Here is a 17,160-nt window from a genome sequence, read left to right as displayed (position 1 = left end):
CTACCCCAGCAAAAACCGGTTAAGCCCGCTGATTCAGCCAGGCATGCAATTCTGAAAAACGATCAATAGCCAGCGCCGGCTCGAACAACTTCAACGCCTCGATCGATTGCGCGCCGTAGCTGACCGCCACCGAGTCCATGCCGGCGTTGCGCGCCATCTGCAAGTCGAAGGACGAATCGCCGATCATCAGCGCCTGCTCGGGGCGGACCTCGCAATGCGCGAGAATCTGCTCAAGCATCAGCGGATGCGGCTTGCTGGCGGTTTCGTCAGCGGCACGAGTGATATCGAAATAATCCTCCCAGCCGTGGGATTTCAGCACCCGATCCAGTCCGCGACGGGCCTTGCCGGTCGCTACAGCCAGATGATAACCCTCGGCACGAAACGCCTCCATCGACTCGGCGACACCTTCGAACAACGGCGAAGGCACAGCCTCGGCGGCGATGTAGTGATCGGCATAGTGCTGACGGAACGCTAAAAGCTCGGTATCGCCAATCTCCGGATACAAGGTGCGAATCGCCTCAGGCAAACCCAGGCCGATGATGCCCTTGACGGCAAAATCATCACGCAACTGAAATCCGGAGCGCTCGGAGGCGACATGCATCGCCTCCACAATCCGACCAATGGAGTCGGCCAACGTGCCATCCCAATCGAAAATCAGCAGCTTGTAATCAGAGTGGCGCACTCAGTCGCTCCACGGTCTTGGACCACATTTCATCCACAGGCGCCTGCAATTTCAGCTCGCTACCATCCGGCAGCGGCACGGTCAGCATGTAGGCGTGCAGGAACAGGCGCTTGCCGCCCAGATCGCGGATTTCCTTGCTGAAACCTTCGTCGCCATACTTGGTATCGCCGGCAATACTATGCCCGGCGTGCAGGGTATGGACGCGGATCTGGTGAGTCCGGCCGGTGATCGGCTTGGCTTCGATCAGGGTGGCAAAGTCGCCGAAGCGGCGCAGGACCTTGAACACGGTCACCGACTCCTTGCCCTCCTCCTCGTCGACTTCGACCATGCGCTCGCCGGAGCGCAGATTGCTCTTGCCCAGCGACGCACGAACCTGCTTGATCGAGGCCGCCCAGTTACCGCGGACCAGCGCCATGTAGCGCTTGTCGACGCCATCGCCGCGCAATGCCGTGTGCAAATGGCGCAACATGCTGCGCTTCTTGGCGATCATCAGCAGGCCGGAGGTATCACGGTCGAGACGGTGAACCAGTTCGAGCTCCTTGCAATCGGGACGCAACTGACGAAAGGCTTCGATCACCCCATACGTCAGGCCGCTGCCGCCATGAACCGCAATGCCGCAAGGCTTGTTGATCACGATCAGCGCTTTGTCTTCGAAGACAATCGAGGCTTCGAGGCGTTGCAGCAGGCCCTGGGCCAGCGGCACCGGCTCGTCGCGCTCAGGCACGCGAACCGGCGGCACGCGCACGATATCGCCCGCCTGCAGCTTGTATTCGGGCTTGATCCGACCTTTGTTCACACGCACTTCGCCTTTACGCAAAATGCGGTAAATCAAGGTCTTGGGCACGCCTTTGAGCCGAGCGAGAAGGAAGTTATCAATACGTTGACCGGCATATTCCGGCGAGACCTCCAGCAGTTGTACGGCTGGGGTCGAAGGGGTTGTAGTCGTCATGGCGCGGATGATAACAATTTTTTATGGAATTGAAGCACTTAATCATTGCTGCTATAGTCGCGAACGCCGCCAAAAGCGGCCTGGACAGCGGACCAACGGTCAAAAACCGGCCCTGACCAACGCAATTCACCAGGACGCGAGGCCGTCCTACGGGGCTTTCGCTACGTAACGGTGGAGTTTGCAGCTGTAACGAGCGCAGGTGACATGAGGCCTGAATCATGCCGCAAAGCAGAGTTTTAACTCGCCTTGCGAGCAAATATTCACGGCCAGTTCACAAAGTGCAGTCAGCCACGAACGACCCTGAGCGAACGCTTCGGAAACAACGCCTAAATTAGCCATGATGCGTGACCTCCCCCTTCGGAGCTCACGGTAAATGCCAACCCGCTGCGGATTCTGCGCGCGGCAGCACCCGAATTATCAGGGATACGTGTAGGGTGGAGATGCACAACCGCTGGACTGTGTAGCAATAGGCTTTATCAAGACGCTTCATCTCGTCCACAGCCGCTGGTTGATTCCTCCTCCTGACTGAGTGCTTAAGTAGCCACAGCAAGCAGGACGCGTACGTCGCGACACCGGCCCAATTGGTCGGGGTTCGCTAGACACTGGAGTGGCCAACCACTCCTGACGCACCTGACACCGACCGTGAGAAGTCGTGTGTGCCGAACGCCGTTTCCGGCAGCCCGGAAACCGACGGTACTACATGAAAAGAATGCTGATTAACGCAACTCAACCCGAAGAGTTGCGTGTTGCACTGGTAGATGGCCAACGCCTCTACGACCTGGACATCGAATCCGGTGCACGCGAGCAGAAGAAGGCCAACATCTATAAAGGCCGGATTACTCGCATCGAACCAAGCCTTGAGGCTGCCTTTGTCGATTTCGGCTCCGAGCGCCACGGCTTCCTGCCCCTCAAAGAAATCTCCCGCGAATACTTCAAGAAAGCCCCCGAAGGCCGCGTCAACATCAAGGACGTCCTGAGCGAAGGCCAGGAAGTCATCGTTCAGGTCGAAAAAGAAGAACGTGGCAACAAGGGCGCCGCCCTGACCACCTTCATCAGCCTGGCCGGTCGTTACCTCGTTCTGATGCCTAACAACCCGCGTGCCGGCGGTATCTCCCGTCGCATCGAAGGTGAAGAGCGCAACGAACTGCGTGAAGCCCTGAACGGTCTGGTTGCCCCGGCCGACATGGGTCTGATCGTGCGCACTGCCGGCCTTGGCCGCAGCAGCGAAGAAATGCAGTGGGACCTCGATTACCTGCTGCAACTCTGGACCGCCATCAAAGAAGCTTCGCTGGATCGTTCCGCGCCATTCCTGATCTACCAGGAAAGCAACGTGATCATCCGCGCCATCCGCGATTACCTGCGCCAGGACATCGGCGAAGTGCTGATCGACAGCGTTGAAGCCCAGGACGAAGCCCTGACCTTCATCCGCCAGGTAATGCCGCAGTACGCCAGCAAGATCAAGCTGTACGAAGACAGCGTTCCGCTGTTCAACCGCTTCCAGATCGAAAGCCAGATCGAGACCGCTTTCCAGCGCGTCGTTGAACTGCCTTCCGGCGGCTCCATCGTTATCGATCCGACCGAAGCCCTGGTGTCCATCGACATCAACTCGGCGCGCGCCACAAAAGGCAGCGACATCGAAGAAACCGCCCTGCAGACCAACCTTGAAGCTGCCGAAGAAATCGCCCGTCAGTTGCGCTTGCGCGACATCGGCGGCCTGATCGTCATCGACTTCATCGACATGACCCCTGCCAAGAACCAGCGCGCCGTGGAAGAGAAAGTCCGCGAATGCCTGGAAGCCGACCGCGCTCGCGTGCAAGTCGGTCGCATTTCGCGCTTCGGTCTGCTGGAAATGTCCCGTCAGCGCCTGCGTCCATCCCTGGGCGAAAGCAGCGGCATCGTTTGCCCGCGTTGCAACGGCACCGGCATCATCCGTGATGTTGAATCGCTGTCGCTGGCGATCCTGCGCCTGATCGAAGAAGAAGCCCTGAAAGACCGCACCGCCGAAGTTCGCGCACAAGTGCCGATCCCGGTGGCTGCGTTCCTGCTCAACGAAAAACGCAACTCGATCACCAAGATCGAACTGCGCACCCGTGCCCGCATCGTCATTCTGCCGAACGATCACCTCGAAACGCCGCACTTCGAAGTTCAGCGTCTGCGCGATGACAGCCCGGAAGCCGCTGTCGGCCAGTCCAGCTACGAAATCGCTGCTGCCGCTGCCGAAGTCGAAGAAGTCCAGCCAGCCGCTGCGACCCGCACCCTGGTTCGCCAGGAAGCTGCGGTCAAGACGGCTCCGGCCCGCGCCAACGCTCCGGTTCCGACCGAAGTCGTCGCTGCCGCACCAGTGGCTGCACCGGCTGCCGCGCCAGAACCAAGCCTGTTCAAAGGCCTGGTGAAGTCGCTGGTCAGCCTGTTCGCGACCAAGGAAGAGCCTGCTGCTCCGGTTGTGGTTGAAAAACCAGTGACCACCGAGCGTCCGGCCCGTAACGAAGAGCGTCGCAACGGTCGTCAGCAGAGCCGCAACCGTAATGGTCGCCGCGATGAAGAACGCAAGCCTCGTGAGGAACGTGCACCGCGTGAAGAGCGCGCACCCCGCGAGCCACGCGAAGCCCGTGAAGAAACTCCGGCCGTAGCCCGCGAAGAACGTGCTCCACGTGAAGAGCGCGCACCTCGCGCCCCTCGTGAAGAACGTGCACCGCGTGCTCCGCGCGAAGACCGCAAGCCACGTGGCGATCGTGAAGAGCGTCCGGTTCGTGAACTGCGCGAGCCACTGGATGCTGCTCCGGCCGCTGCTGCTGCAACGGCTACCGCTGAAGAGCGTCCGGCTCGCCAGCCACGTGAAGAACGTGCGCCACGCCCACCGCGTGAAGAACGTCAGCCACGTGCGGAACAAGCGGCTGCCGCCGTTGCTGAAGAAGAGTTGACCGGCAACGAAGAGCAACTGCAGGAAGACGGTCAGGAAGGCGCCGAAGGCGATCGTCCACGCCGCCGCTCCCGTGGCCAGCGTCGTCGCAGCAACCGTCGCGAGCGTCAACGCGACGCCAACGGCAACGTGATCGAAGGTTCGGAAGAATCCGAAGGTAACGAAGCTGGCGAAAGCAACGATGCGCCAAGCACTGCTGATCTGGCCGCTGGCCTGGCGGTTACCGCAGCCGTTGCCAGCACCGTGATCAGCGCACCGGCTGAAGCACAGGCTCACGAGCAAGCTGAACGCGCCACGGCGTCTGTTCAGGAAACGGCTCCGGTTGAAGCGCCAGTGGTTGAAGCAACGACTCCGGTCGAAGCAACCGCCGCGCCGGAAATCGAAGTGGCTCCGGTTCGTGAAGCGTTTGTTCGTGAAGAAGCCCAACCGGTGGTTGAAGCGGCTGTTGTCGCCGAGCCAGTGGTGGCTGCCGAGCCAGTGGTGGCTGCCGAGCCTGCTGCCGAAACTGTCACTGAAACCGTGACCGAAGCTGTCCGCGAAGTTCGTGAAGAACAAACCGCGTTCAACTGGGTTGCCGAGACGGTTGCTGTTGAAGCGCCTGCACCGGTGGCTGAAGCTGTAGTGGCTGAAGCTGTAGTGGCTGAAGCGAAGGTTTCCGAGCCAGTGGTTGTGGCTGCCGAACCTGCTCCAGTCGTTGAAGCACCGGCTCCGGTTGTTGCCGAAGTGGCTGAACCAGCCGCAGAAGCGGCCCCGGTCAGTGCCCTGACGCCAAGCGGCCGTGCGCCGAACGACCCGCGTGAAGTGCGTCGTCGCAAGCGTGAAGCCGAGCGTCTGCAGAAGGAAGCCGAACTGGCTGCCGCTGCGGCACCGGTTGAAGCGCCTGTCGCTGCCGAACCGGCTCCGGTTGTTGCTGAAGTGGTCGAAGCGGCACCTGTTGCCGAGTCGGTCATCGAAGAAGCACCGCGCTCCGTTCAGGAAGCCGTAAAGCAACACGAACAAGCCCAGGAAAAAGAGCACGAGCCTAAACCTCTCGTCTAACGCCTAGGCCATAAAAAGCCCCGTCTGGTCACCCAGGCGGGGCTTTTTTATGCCTCCGAACATCGCTCCCACAGGGATTTTATGCAGGTCTGAAGGTCAGTGATTCAGGCACATCGACATCCCACAGCACTCCGGGATCATCCACCACCAACTCAACCACCCTGCCCTGCGCAAACAGCGGCTTGGCCCCTCGATCCCCCGACAACCTCATCAACCCCGGTCCAAAACGGCGACCAAAGCCCACCGGATGCCCAAACTCTCCCTCCAGCACCGGCACGCTGATCGCATCATCAGCCACACCCGCCAGCACATTATCTACCGTCGAAGGCAGGATAAACGGCATATCCCCCAGCACAACCAACCAACCATCCAGCTGCTGACACGCCGCCACACCCGCCGCAATGCTGTCGCCCATGCCTGTCGAGTCGATCAACACAATCTCGCAGCCATACGCTTGAGCCATGCGAATCACCTGCGGACGATCCGCTGTCGTCACCAGCACGCGCCTTTCTATCGTCGCGGGCAGACTCGCCAACACCTGCTCGATCACCGAACGAACCGCCCCGTCGCGCCCCGTGCAGTCGGCCAACAACTTGTCTTTTTCAGCCCCGGCCACCTGACGAAAACGACTGCCCTGCCCCGCCGCCAGCACGATGACGCCGATGGATTCACTCATACAGCCTCCTGCAACGGCTTCTTTTGCTTCAGTTCGACGCCGTTCTTGATCGCCACAATTTCGGCCATCAGTGACAAGGCGATTTCCGCCGGACTGTGGCTGCCAATGTGCAACCCGACCGGGCCATGCAGACGCTCGATAGCGTCTGGCGACAAGCCCAGTTCGGCGAGGTTTTCCCGGCGCTTCACGCTGTTGACCCGCGAACCCAGCGCGCCGACATAAAAGGCCTTGGAATCCAGCGCCGTGAGCAGCGCCATGTCATCCAGGCGAGGATCGTGAGTCAGGGCAACGATGGCCGTGCGTTCGTCAGTCTGGATATTCAGCACTGCCTCATCCGGCATGCCCGAGACAAAACGACCGTGCTGCTCTTCCCACCCATAAACAAACTCGGTGCGCGGATCGCAGATCAACACTTCGAAATCCAGCAACCGCGCCATCTCGGCGACGTAACGGGACAATTGCCCCGCGCCGATCAGCAATAAACGCCAACGCGGACCATAAATCGCGCGCAACGTGGTGCCGTCAAAGCTCAAAACATCGGATTTACTCGCTGACTGCACAACCACTTCACCGGTCGCAATATCCAGCGAACGAGCGACGATTTCATGGGCCTCACAGCGCGCCAGCAATTCGGCTACCCACTGCGGATCGCCGACCCGCTCCTCAGTCAGACGCAACGTGCCGCCGCACGGCAAACCAAACCGTGCGGCTTCCTCGCGAGTAACGCCGTAGGTGATCAACTGCACCGGCGGCCCATCCACCGGGATACGCCCGTGGTGCAGCCGGGCAATCAGGTCATCCTCGACACAACCGCCCGACACCGAACCGATCACCACACCATCTTCACGCAAGGCCAGCATGGCGCCAGGTGCCCGGGGCGCGGTACCCCAGGTCTGGACCACGCTGTACAGCACCACCCGCTGACCCGCTAGGCGCCATTCGAGCACGCTGCGCAGGACATTCAGATCGACGCTGTCCATCAGGCTTGCGCCTTCTGCCAACCTTGCAGCTGAAAGCGAACCGGCAGGTTACGGATGCGCTTGCCGGTGGCGGCGAAGATCGCGTTGCACAACGCCGGCGCAATCGGCGGCACGCCCGGCTCACCGACGCCGCCCAAGGGCACAACGCCTGGCGGGGTGACCAGATGCACGGTGACTTCCTTGGGCGCCAGGGACATGCGCGCCACTTCGTACATGTGGAAGTTGTCCTGCTGGACCTTGCCGTCCTTGAAGCTGATTTCCCCCAGCACCGCATTGCCCAGGCCCATGACGCAGGCGCCCTCGAACTGCGAGCGGATGCGCTCGGGGTTGATCTGCGGCCCGCAATCCACAGCGATGTCAGCCTTGTGCACGATCAACGTGCCGTCATCTTTGACTTCGACCTCGATCACCGCCGCCACATAGGTGACGAAGCTGTAATGCACCGCCAGCCCCAAGCCTCGGCCCTTGGGCAATTCACGCCCCCAACCCGCGGCTTTCGCGGCGGTTTCCAGCACCGTGCGCAGGCGGCCGGTATCGATCGGATAGCGCTCGGGGGATTCGCCGTAGTTCCACTCTTCACTCAACGTGCGCGGGTCGATCTGACGATCAGGGCCAAGCAGCTTGATCTGGTATTTGAGCGGATCCTGACCGGCCTTGTGCGCCAGCTCATCGACGAAGCTCTGAATCGCAAAGCCATGGGGGATGTTCGACACCGAGCGATACCAGCCGACGCGGGTATGCACCGTCGCTTCCGGGTTTTCCAGGCGCACGTTGGGAATCGCGTAGGCCATGTTGGTGAACCCCATGCCCAGTTCAAACGCTGCCTCGTGGTTCATCCCCGGTGCAAACAGCGCGGTGATACTCGGGGCCACGGTACGGTGCAGCCAGCCGGAGGGCAGGCCGTCCTTGTTCAGGCTGGCTTTGAGGTACTCGGCCGACACGGTGTGGAAATAGGAACAGTGGATGTCGTCTTCACGGGTCCATTGCACCCGCACGGCCTTGCCGGGGAACTCTTTGGCGAGTATCGCCGCTTCAATGATGAAGTCAGGTTTGGACTTTCGACCAAAACCGCCGCCGAGCAAGGTGACGTTAAACGTAACGTTATCGAACGGAACGCCAAGGCGTTCGCCAATCCGTGTACGGGTGACCTGCGGCGCCTGACTCGGCCCCCAGGCTTCGCAGACGCCATCCTTGAAGCGGGCAATGGCAACCATCGGCTCCATCGGTGCCTGCGCCAGGTGCGGCAGGTAATAAGACGCTTCGAGGGTGCTGTCGGCGCTCTTCATTGCTTCGTCGATACTGCCGGTATTGCGCACCACTTTCCCGGGCTTGAGGGACGCCGCTTCGAGTTCCTTGCGATAGGCAATCGAGTCATAACTGGCGTTCGGGCCGTCATCCCACTCGATCTTCAGCGCCTCGCGGCCCTTGATCGCCGCCCAGGTGTTGCTGGCCACCACGGCCACGCCGCCCAACGGTTGAAATTCAGACGGCAGTGGGCTGCCTTCGATCTGCAGGACCTTGATCACGCCAGGGACTTTCAGCGCGGCGCTGGAGTCGAGGGATTTGACCTTGCCGCCGTACACCGCCGGACGCGCAATGGTGGCGTAGAGCATGCCGTCGAAATGCACGTCGGCCCCGTAAATGGCACGGCCGTTGACGATGTCGGCACCGTCGATGGCCTTGGTGCCCTCTTTGCCAATGTAGCGAAACTCCGACGGATCCTTGAGCCGTACGCTGTCACGCGCGGGCACCGCCAGCGCTCCGGCCGCCACAGCCAACGCGCCATAGCCCAATTCACGACCGGACGGTTTATGGATGACTTTGTGCAGTTGCGCATGGCACTCGGCGACCGGCACCTTCCACTGCTCGGCAGCGGCCTGTTCGAGCATGGTGCGCGCGGCGGCACCGCAGCGGCGCATTGGCTCGTACCAGTGACGCATGCTGCGTGAACCGTCGGTGTCCTGGTTGCCGAAACGCACTTCATCGCCTGGCGCCTGTTGCACCTTCACCATCGCCCAGTCAGCGTCCAGTTCATCGGCCACCACCATCGTCAGGCTGGTGCGTACGCCCTGGCCCATTTCCGAACGGTTGCAGATCACGGTCACCGTGCCATCGGCGGCGATGCTGACGTAAACCTTGGGATCATCAATCGCGCCGTGGGGCATGCCGTCGGCGCCGAACTTCTTCGAGGCCTCTTCAGCGAAAACGTCCTGCCAGCCCCAGCTGGCCGCGAGCACCAAGGCACTGGTGGCACCGACCCCTTTGAGGAAACCGCGGCGGCTGAAGTTACTCAGGGCAAAATCATTCGGTAACGGGCTCATGCCTTGGCCTCCTTCAAGTGAGTGGAAGCCTGGCGGATAGCCGTCTTGATGCGGTTATAGGTCCCGCAGCGGCAAATGTTGCCGACCATCGCCTCTTCGATCTGCGCATCCGTAGGATTGGGGTTGGTCTTGAGCAGCGCCGTCGCCGACATGATCTGCCCGCCCTGGCAAAAACCGCACTGGGCCACGGCGGTGTCGAGCCAGGCTTGCTGGACCACTTGCCCGACCGGATCGGCGTGCAGGTTGTCGATGGTGGTGACGTTCTGCCCGACCACCGAACCAATCGGCGTAATGCAACTGCGCGCCGGTGATCCGTCGATGTGAATCGTGCAGGCACCGCACAGGCCCATGCCGCAGCCGAATTTGGTGCCGTTGTAACCGGCCACGTCGCGGATCGCCCAAAGCAGCGGCATGTCCTCAGTGACGTCGAGTGGATGGTCTTGACCGTTGAGTTTCAGGGTAATCATGGGCACGCCCGCATAGATCTAGGGTTATGGGGTCGAGCAATCTGCCGTGGGATCTTGATTCGTGATACGCAGATCGACTCAGGCTAAAGAGGCTCTCTTATGCGACGGGAACGTCTGCACCGGGCCTTTGATGGAGCAAATGCTTGCATCGTTAGGTGGCTAAGTTAACCCAGCATTAACAAAAAAGCCCTGCACAGTGGAAGTGTGCAGGGCTTTGAGATCAGTCCTGAAAGCTTAGCTTCAATACTGGTTGGGCTCCATTTCCAGATCGACATGGAAACGGTCCGAAATGTCTTTCCGGATTCGCTGCGCCAGGTTGAGCAATTGCAGGCCCGTGGCACCGCCGTAATTGACCAGCACCAGCGCCTGTAACTTATGCACGCCGGCATCCTCGTCGCGGAAACCTTTCCACCCCGCCCGCTCGATCAACCAGCCTGCGGCCAGTTTCATTTGCCCGTCGGGCTGCGCATACGCCACCAGATCCGGGTATTCGCCCCTGAGTTGGGCGACCAGCGCCGCTGGCACCAACGGGTTTTTGAAGAAGCTGCCGGCATTGCCCAGCACCGCCGGGTCCGGCAGCTTTTCATTGCGGATGCTGCAAATCGCCTGGCTGACATCCGTGGCCGTCGGGTGCTCGATGCCTTGCTCGGTCAGGCGCTGGCGCACCGGGCCGTATTCCAGATGCAAGTGCGCCGCACGGTCGAGGGTGAAACGAACGCGCAGGATCAGCCAGCGTCCCGGCTCCTGCTTGAACAGGCTGTCGCGGTAAGCAAAGTTGCACTCGGCCAAGGTGAAGTCCCGCAGCTCGCCAGTCTGGCGATCCAGCGCGGTCAGGCCGGCAAACACGTCCTTGATCTCGACCCCGTACGCACCGATGTTCTGCATCGGCGCCGCACCGACGGTGCCGGGGATCAGGCTGAGGTTTTCCAGGCCCGACAAACCCTGCGCCAGGGTGTGTTGCACGAACGGATGCCACGGCTCGCCAGCCTCGGCTTCGATCACGACTTTGCTGCCATCATCACTGAGGATGCGAATTCCGCGCGTGGCCATGCGCAGCACCAGCGACTGGATATCGGCGGTCAGCAGCAGATTGCTGCCGCCGCCAATCACCAACAACGGAACGTCATGCTGTGCGGCGTAGGCCAGGGCCTCACGCACGTCAGAATCGCTATGGGCCTCGGCGAACAGGCGAGCCTGAACGTCGACACCAAAGCTGTTGAACGGCTTGAGCGAAACCTGTGATTGAACCTGCAAACTCATAACCGTCCCTTCAATTCGATCACCAGCAAGTCACTGGCGCGCTCGATCAGGTCCAGCACCTGCTCGAAGCCCTGGTCGCCGTCGTAATACGGATCCGGCACTTCATCGAGCTCCGACTGGTAGCGGCGCAGGAACAGGTCCAGCTCGGCCTTGCCCTTGGCCGGCTGCAAGGCCTTGAGGTGCCGCAGGTTGCTGTTGTCCATCGCCAGGATCAGGTCGTAAGTGGCGAAATCGGCGCGGGTGACTTGCTGGGCGCGCTGGGCGGACAGGTCGTAGCCACGCAGTTTGGCCGCAGCCTGGCTGCGTTTGTCCGGCGCCTTGCCGACGTGCCAGTCACCGGTGCCGGCGGAGGCGACCTCAATCTGATCGGCCAGCCCCGCTTCGCGCAGTTTGTGCCGCAGCACACCTTCGGCCGTTGGAGAACGGCAGATGTTACCCAGGCACACGAACAGAACGCGCATCAGGCCTCCAGCAGGCGACGAACGCGCTCAAGGTCTTCAACGGTGTCGACCCCGGTGGGTGGTGCGATCGACGCGTCGGCGACGTGAATCCGTACGCCGTGCCACAGGGCACGCAGCTGTTCCAGGGATTCGGTGTTTTCCAGCCAGCACGGGCCCCAGCTGACGAAGTCATGCAGGAAACCGGCGCGGTAGGCATAAATGCCAATGTGGCGACGATACGGCACGCCTTCCGGCAGTTGCTCGCGGCTTTTGGCAAACGCGTCCCGCGCCCACGGCAAGGTCGAGCGACTGAAGGTCAGCGCCAGACCATTTAGGTCACTGACGACCTTGACCACGTTGGGGTTGAACAGGGTGTCTACGTCTTCGATCGGCTCCGCGAGGGTGGCCATGCGCGCTTCGGTATGGGCCGCGAGGTTAGCCGCGACCTGATCGATCACGCTCGGCGGAATCAGCGGCTCGTCACCCTGGACGTTGACCACGATGGCGTCAGGCGCCAGGCCCAGCTTCGCGGCGACTTCGGCCAGACGGTCGGTGCCGGAATTGTGGTCTTCGCGGGTCAGCACCACTTCGGCGCCGAAGCCGTTGCACGCCTCGACGATGCGCGCATCGTCAGTGGCAACCACCACGCGCTGGGCGCTGCTTTTGCTCGCCTGTTCCCAGACATGCTGGATCATCGGCTTGCCGGCGATCAGCAGCAGCGGTTTGCCCGGCAAACGGGTCGAGGCATAACGCGATGGAATGACAACGGTAAAGGCTGTGGTCATTTATCCAGTCGCTCGTCGGTGGTCAGGGTGCGGGCTTCGGTTTCGAGCATCACCGGGATGCCATCGCGAATCGGGTACGCGAGGCCGGCGCCCTTGCTGATCAGCTCGGTCTTGTCGGCGCTGAGCTTGAGTGGGCCTTTGCAGACCGGGCAAGCGAGGATGTCGAGCAATTTGGTGTCCATGAGCATTCCCTGGATAAAAACGGAGTTAAGGCAAAAGACGAGCCGGCAACAGGCGCATCAGCTGCGTATCGAACCAGGCCACGAAGGCCGGCGATGGCGCAGCATCGACCGCCAGGTACCACCAATCGGCGGCGGCGAAGGCACGGCACTTCACCGCGTCCTTTTCAGTCATCACCAACGGCAATGACGGTGTGAAATTCAAGGCCTGCACGCTGTATTCGGCGTGGTCGGCAAACGCATGCGGGACAGGTTTGCAGTGTAGCGTTTCGAGGGTGGTGAAGAAACGCTGCGGATTGCCGATCCCGGCTACGGCGTGCACCGCCTGACCTGCGGGGAAGTGATCGAGAGGACGTCGTTCACCGCTGCGCAAGTTGATCAGGGCGGTCGGTTGCAACTGGAAGGCAAACCCGCCGTCGCGATCCTCCGCGGCGCCGTTGTAGAGCACCGCGTCGACGCTTTGCAGGCGTTCGACTGGCTCACGCAACGGCCCGGCTGGCAGGCAACGCTGGTTGCCCAGGCCTCGGGCGGCGTCGATCAGCACCAGTTCAAGGTCGCGGGCCAGACGGTAATGCTGCATGCCGTCATCGGAGAGGATCAGGTCCAGCGGCTCGCTCGCCAGCAGTGCTTCTACCGCGCGGCTGCGGTCCGGGTCGATCATCAACGGCACGCCGGTACGCTGGACGATCAACAACGGTTCATCACCCGCCACTTCGGCACGTTGGTCGGCTTTGACCCGCCAGGGTAGCTGCGGCGGCTTGGCGCCGTAACCACGACTGACCACGCCCACCCGCAAGCCACTGCGCTGGCAATGCTCGATCATCCACAGGATCAGCGGCGTCTTGCCGGTACCGCCCACGGTGATATTGCCGACCACGATCAGCGGCACGGGCGGTTGATAGATCTCGCCCTCACCCGCGAGGAAACGCTTGCGCTTGTTCATGACCACCCGCCGATACAGCCACTCCAGTGGCTGCAGCAGCTTCAGGGCCGGATGACCTTCGTACCACGCGGCGAGCAAGCGATCAGACATGGCCATCAATGCGCGGGCGGCGCCGCCTCGACAGTGGTCATGCGCAAGTGGCTGAAACCGAGCTTGCCGGCGGCGTCCATGGCGGTAATGACAGACTGATGCTGCGTCTTGCCGTCAGCGCTGATGGACAGCGGCAGATTAGTGTCGCCGTTGGACTCTTTTTGCAGCGCTTCCATCACCGTTGCCAGGTCGCTCTTGGGCAGGACTCGATTGTTCACCGAGAACACGCCTTCGGCGTTAATACCGATGTCCAGTTGCTTGACCTGCTGATCCTCAGCTGGCGAACCACTGACCGCTTCCGGCAAGTCGACGCGCAACTGGGTTTCACGGGTAAACGTGGTCGTGACAACGAAAAACAGCAGCAGGATGAACACCACGTCGATCAGCGACGCGAGGTTGATGTCTACCGTTTCCCGCGGCTTGCGGCGGAATTTCACGCTCGGCCCTCGGTCAGGTCCACATCACGGTCACCCTGCACCACCTCGACCAGTTTGATCGCTTCCTGCTCCATGCCCACCACCAGTTCATCGATCCGGCGTTGCAGGAAACGATGGAAGAACACCGACGGGATACCAACCATCAGGCCCGCAGCTGTGGTGATCAAGGCTTTGGAAATGCCGCCGGCGAGCACCGCGGCGTTGGTGCCCATGCCTGTGCCCATGAACGCGCTGAAGATATCGATCATGCCCAGCACCGTCCCCAACAACCCCAGCAACGGGGCCATGGCGGCGATGGTGCCCAAGGCGTTGATGTAACGCTCCAGTTCATGGATGACCCGGGCGGCGGCCTCTTCGATGCACTCTTTCATGATCTCGCGACCATGCTTGGAGTTGGCCAGGCCCGCCGCCAGGATTTCGCCCAACGGCGAGTTGGCGCGCAGTTCCTTGAGTTTTTCTTTATTGAGCTGTTTGTCTTTGATCCAGACCCAGACCTGGCCGAGCAAGTGCTCGGGGGTCACACGGCTGGCGCGCAGGGTCCACAGGCGCTCGGCGACGATGGCCATGGCCGCGATGGAACTCAGAATGATCGGCAGCATCATCCAGCCGCCGGATTTGACCAATTCCCACACAGTGACAGTCCCCTCGAAAAAGTGCGCCACTCTAACATAGGGGGTCGGCGCACCGAAGACCGTGATGTCGCATCCGGTCGGGCTTTAATAACTCTCGGCTATTTATTGACCGGCGGTGGTTCGCGCCAGAAACGCCGGTCCAGACGCATCGTCCACGGTGGCTGGAAACACCCCAGTTGCAGATGAATGGCACCGTGCTCGGCACTGTCGTAAATCGCCATGCCGCGTTTTTGATAACGCGCCACGACCGTGGGGTGCGGATGGCCAAAGGAATTGCCCTGGCCACGAGAGATCAATACGGCCTTGGGTTGCAACACGTTCAAAAGAACCATTGACGAGGAACTGCGGCTGCCGTGATGCGGTGACTGCAACCAATCGGTGGCCACCGCCAGCGGGCTCTCCAACAAGACCCGTTCGGCAGCGGTGTCGATATCACCGGTCAGCAACAGTCGCTCGCCGCTGGCTTCTATTTGCAAGACGCAGGATTTCTGATTGCGGTCCTGGGCTGACGTCCATTGCCACAATTGGAAATTCACACCGTCCCAAGTCCATTGCCGGCCACTTTCACAGCCTTGGGCTTGCAGTGCGTCAGGTAAACCCTCGGGATCGCCACTGAGTATCTGCTTGACCGGCAGGCCATTGCTCACGGCTCGCGCTCCGCCTGCGTGATCGGCATCGGCGTGACTGATCAGCATCAGGTCGAGGCCCCTTACCCCGAGTTTGCGTAACGACGGCAGCACCACCCGCTCCCCCATGTCCAGATCGCCGAAACGCGGCCCTGCGTCATACAGCAGCGTGTGATGTCGGGTCCGCACCAGAATGGCCAAGCCTTGACCGACATCCAGTTGCCAGACATCGGCCCTGCCTTCCGGCAACAACGGCCGAAGCGGGAACACCAGCAACAACAGCAGCGGCCATCCTAATGGGCGTAGAGGCACGCCTCGCGGCAACAACAGCAGGACGGCGCCCAATGTACCCAGTGCCCAACACCACCACGGGATCGCCACCGGCACCCACGCCGGCAAATGCCCGGCCATCATTGTCAGCGCCCAGAACATCCCGTCGATCAAACCGCCCGCCAGCCATAGCAAGCCTTCGCCCACATAAGGGACGAGCAACAACAATGTCCCGAGCAAGGCGGGCGGCAACACCACCAGGCTGATCCAGGGCACGGCCAGCAGATTGACCACCGGCCCGCTGAGGCTGATCGGCAAGCCGAGCACCAGCAGCAACGGGCACAGGCCGATCGCGATCAGCCATTGAGCCCGCGTCCAGGTTTGCCACCATCGCCAGGGGCCCAGCCGCCCGCCAAAGGTGAAGATCAACACCCCCACGGCGGCGAAGGACAACCAGAAACCCGGCTGCAGGCTGGCCAACGGATCCAGCAGCAAAACACCATTGAGCGCCAGCAACAGCGGCCACCAGGCGCCGAGGTGACGAAAGCGCAGCCGCCATAGCAGCACCAGACCGATCATCACGCAGGCGCGTTGCACCGGAACGTCGAAGCCGGCCAGCAGCCCGTAAGCCAGCGCCGCCGAGAACGCCAGCCCGCAGGCCCATGGCAGCCACGGTAAACGGCCTGGCCAGAGGCCAAACCGCGCCAACCCGGCGATCAGCAGGTAGACCAGCCCCGCCAACATTCCGATGTGCTGCCCGGAAATCACCAGCAGATGCACCGTGCCGGTGTCTTGCAGCACCTGCCACTCCTCACGGCTCAGCCCGGCGCCATCGCCCAGTACCAGCGCGGTCAACGCGGCGGTTCGGCCTTGGGCATCGACCGCGAGTAAACGCTGGCGGATACCGTCACGCCAGGCCCATCGGGCTTCGGCGAGTCGCTCACCGTCCTTGACCGTGCCGATCGCACCGATGCGTTGAGCCAGCAGCCAGGCGTCGTAATCGAAGGCATGCGGATTGAGCAGCCCGGCAGGACGCTTCAATTTGACCGCCAGTCGCCAGCGTTCGCCGCTGCTGACCGGCGGCCCGCCATACCAGGCCAGGCGCAAACGCCTGGGCAGCTTCGTTCGCCTGGATTGACTGTCCGTCAGTTCGAATCGCACCACGCCGTCGGCATTTTGCGCCAGCCCCGTCACCCGCCCTTCAACCCAACGGGTTTCGCCGTCGAGTTTTTGTAGCAGCCGATCATCCAGCGCCCACTGCGCATTCGCGCACGCCCAACTGAAGCCGAACAGGAAAAACGCCAACGGATACGTCCGAAACGGCAGCAGCATCAAACCCGACAGTGGCAGCCACATCCAAAACCAGACCGGCGGTAAAACCGGCAAAAAACGCAGGGCCAACAAACCCAGCGCGAGCGCCAACATCCCTGTGCGCATACACTCATCCTTGAGAGTCCCCACCTAG

Annotated in this window: 15 protein-coding genes; 1 reads left to right on the top strand and 14 read right to left on the bottom strand. The window is 61.7% G+C overall.

Annotated elements, in window-relative coordinates:
• Nucleotides 1-19: 19 nt before the first annotated feature.
• Nucleotides 20-682 carry an HAD-IA family hydrolase gene (locus SB725_RS21555; protein ID WP_027924036.1) on the bottom strand — a complete coding sequence of 221 codons (663 nt, stop codon included), beginning with the start codon at nt 680-682 and terminating at the stop codon, nt 20-22.
• Entirely contained in the window at nt 669-1,631 is a 963-nt protein-coding gene (gene rluC, locus SB725_RS21550; protein ID WP_027924035.1) for a 23S rRNA pseudouridine(955/2504/2580) synthase RluC, read from the bottom strand. Before rluC ends, SB725_RS21555 begins: the two co-directional genes overlap by 14 nt.
• Before the next feature lie 700 nt (nt 1,632-2,331).
• Between rluC and rne the strand changes: the two genes are divergently transcribed.
• Nucleotides 2,332-5,589 carry a ribonuclease E gene (gene rne, locus SB725_RS21545; RefSeq protein WP_410922567.1) on the top strand — a complete coding sequence of 1,086 codons (3,258 nt, stop codon included), beginning with the start codon at nt 2,332-2,334 and terminating at the stop codon, nt 5,587-5,589.
• 79 nt (nt 5,590-5,668) lie between these two features.
• Here the strand turns inward: rne and SB725_RS21540 are convergent, their stop codons facing one another.
• The 12 genes from SB725_RS21540 to SB725_RS21485 form a co-directional block, all read right to left on the bottom strand.
• Nucleotides 5,669-6,265, bottom strand: a complete 597-nt coding sequence (locus tag SB725_RS21540; RefSeq protein ID WP_027924033.1) for an NTP transferase domain-containing protein — start codon at nt 6,263-6,265, stop codon at nt 5,669-5,671.
• Complete coding sequence (locus SB725_RS21535) at nt 6,262-7,245, bottom strand: XdhC family protein (RefSeq protein ID WP_410922566.1); 984 nt, start codon at nt 7,243-7,245, stop codon at nt 6,262-6,264. The genes SB725_RS21540 and SB725_RS21535 overlap by 4 nt, the downstream gene beginning before the upstream one ends.
• Nucleotides 7,245-9,566 carry a molybdopterin cofactor-binding domain-containing protein gene (locus tag SB725_RS21530; protein ID WP_410922565.1) on the bottom strand — a complete coding sequence of 774 codons (2,322 nt, stop codon included), beginning with the start codon at nt 9,564-9,566 and terminating at the stop codon, nt 7,245-7,247. Before SB725_RS21530 ends, SB725_RS21535 begins: the two co-directional genes overlap by 1 nt.
• Nucleotides 9,563-10,033, bottom strand: coding sequence for a (2Fe-2S)-binding protein (locus SB725_RS21525; protein ID WP_027924030.1), 471 nt, complete (start codon nt 10,031-10,033; stop codon nt 9,563-9,565). The genes SB725_RS21530 and SB725_RS21525 overlap by 4 nt, the downstream gene beginning before the upstream one ends.
• A gap of 240 nt (nt 10,034-10,273) precedes the next feature.
• Complete coding sequence (gene murB, locus SB725_RS21520; protein ID WP_059182337.1) at nt 10,274-11,293, bottom strand: UDP-N-acetylmuramate dehydrogenase; 1,020 nt, start codon at nt 11,291-11,293, stop codon at nt 10,274-10,276.
• The gene (locus SB725_RS21515; protein ID WP_027924028.1) at nt 11,290-11,754 is read right to left on the bottom strand and encodes a low molecular weight protein-tyrosine-phosphatase; all 465 of its coding nucleotides are present in this window, start codon (nt 11,752-11,754) and stop codon (nt 11,290-11,292) included. The genes murB and SB725_RS21515 overlap by 4 nt, the downstream gene beginning before the upstream one ends.
• Complete coding sequence (kdsB, locus tag SB725_RS21510; RefSeq protein WP_027924027.1) at nt 11,754-12,518, bottom strand: 3-deoxy-manno-octulosonate cytidylyltransferase; 765 nt, start codon at nt 12,516-12,518, stop codon at nt 11,754-11,756. Before kdsB ends, SB725_RS21515 begins: the two co-directional genes overlap by 1 nt.
• A complete protein-coding gene (locus SB725_RS21505) occupies nt 12,515-12,700 on the bottom strand; it encodes a Trm112 family protein (protein ID WP_007945752.1) in 186 nt (61 codons plus the stop codon). The genes kdsB and SB725_RS21505 overlap by 4 nt, the downstream gene beginning before the upstream one ends.
• 25 nt (nt 12,701-12,725) lie before the next feature.
• Nucleotides 12,726-13,736 (bottom strand): tetraacyldisaccharide 4'-kinase, encoded by a 1,011-nt coding sequence (gene lpxK / locus SB725_RS21500; RefSeq protein ID WP_027924026.1) that lies wholly within the window; start codon nt 13,734-13,736, stop codon nt 12,726-12,728.
• Entirely contained in the window at nt 13,736-14,167 is a 432-nt protein-coding gene (locus SB725_RS21495) for an ExbD/TolR family protein (RefSeq protein WP_027924025.1), read from the bottom strand. Before SB725_RS21495 ends, lpxK begins: the two co-directional genes overlap by 1 nt.
• On the bottom strand, nt 14,164-14,799 hold the full coding sequence (locus SB725_RS21490; protein WP_027924024.1) for a MotA/TolQ/ExbB proton channel family protein: 636 nt from the start codon (nt 14,797-14,799) through the stop codon (nt 14,164-14,166). The genes SB725_RS21495 and SB725_RS21490 overlap by 4 nt, the downstream gene beginning before the upstream one ends.
• 98 nt (nt 14,800-14,897) lie before the next feature.
• Nucleotides 14,898-17,132 carry a DNA internalization-related competence protein ComEC/Rec2 gene (locus SB725_RS21485; protein ID WP_059182334.1) on the bottom strand — a complete coding sequence of 745 codons (2,235 nt, stop codon included), beginning with the start codon at nt 17,130-17,132 and terminating at the stop codon, nt 14,898-14,900.
• Between the last annotated feature and the right edge of the window lie 28 nt (nt 17,133-17,160).

This window comes from Pseudomonas sp. SIMBA_041 (assembly GCF_046535095.1).
GTDB classification, from domain to species: Bacteria; Pseudomonadota; Gammaproteobacteria; order Pseudomonadales; family Pseudomonadaceae; genus Aquipseudomonas; species Aquipseudomonas mucoides.
Note: the sequence above shows the minus strand (reverse complement) of the source record. Positions and strands in the feature narration are given on the sequence as shown.